At 46.6% G+C, this 1,148-nt stretch carries 1 protein-coding gene; it reads left to right on the forward strand.

Going from position 1 to position 1,148, the window contains the following annotated elements; translation table 11 throughout:
* Positions 1-1,148 (forward strand): M20/M25/M40 family metallo-hydrolase (locus tag IDJ75_RS21070; RefSeq protein ID WP_191177637.1); only part of this gene is annotated, 1,148 nt, incomplete at both ends.

Genomic DNA, 1,148 nt, shown 5'->3' on the forward strand with positions numbered 1-1,148 from the left:
TGGGGCGATTTTGGCAAACAATGGGACCTGCAGGAATTTAGTATCATTATGAAAGCGCCGTATACACAGCCCGTTATAGCCTACCCCAACCCGTGGAGCGCAAACACCAACGGCTTACAGCAAGGGCAGGTAACAGTGATAACTCCTGCACAGGCAAACGATACTACCTATATCGCAGCGCATGTAAATGATTTTAAAGGAAAATTTGTGCTGATAACAGGCGGCCCCTTCCAGACAAAGGATGCGAATTTTACAGCTTTGGCCAAACGCTTAACCGACAACGAATTGGCCAACCTTAAAGATGATTATATGGTTACACGCGAACAAATTGGGCAGTATGCAAACTACGTAAAGATTGATAACCGGGTTGACGTATTGATGAAAAGCGTTGGCGCACTTGGTTTGATAGGCGGCTCGGCCAGGAACAACAACGGTACCGTGTTTGTACAAGGCCTTTCCGAACATAAACTTAATGCACCGGAAGCCATCCCGCAATTATCTATGGCATACGAGGACGCGCAAAAGATCAAAAGGCTGATACAAAGCGGCCACCCTGTTGAGCTGGCTGTAAATATTAAAGCACATACCTATACCGACGACATAAAAGGATACAATATTGTTGCCGAAATACCGGGTACCGATCCAAAACTAAAATCGCAACTGGTGATGCTTGGCGGTCACCTGGATTCGTGGCCGGCCGCTACCGGTGCTACCGATAACGCAGCGGGTTGTATTGTGATGATGGAGGCCGTACGTTTACTAGATTCGTTAGGCCTTCAACCTAAACGTACCATTCGCATTGCTTTATGGGATGGCGAAGAGCAAGGCCTTTACGGTTCATACAATTATGTCAAAAACCATTTTATGGGTACCGATTTTAAGCTGAAACCCGAGCAGTCGAAGGTGTCGGCCTATTATAACCTTGATAACGGTACAGGTAAGATCCGCGGTATTTACGCACAAAGCAATACTGCTGTTAAACCCATATTTGAAAAATGGCTGGAGCCTTTTCATGACCTGGGCGCCAAAACAGTTAGCTTAAGTAATACCGGTTCAACCGACCACCTTTCGTTCGATTGGGCGGGGATCCCGGGTTTCCAGTTTGTTCAAGACCCGATAGATTATGAAACCAAAACCCACCACAGCAA

It is taken from the genome of Mucilaginibacter rigui, assembly GCF_014773275.1.
GTDB lineage: Bacteria > Bacteroidota > Bacteroidia > Sphingobacteriales > Sphingobacteriaceae > Mucilaginibacter > Mucilaginibacter rigui_A.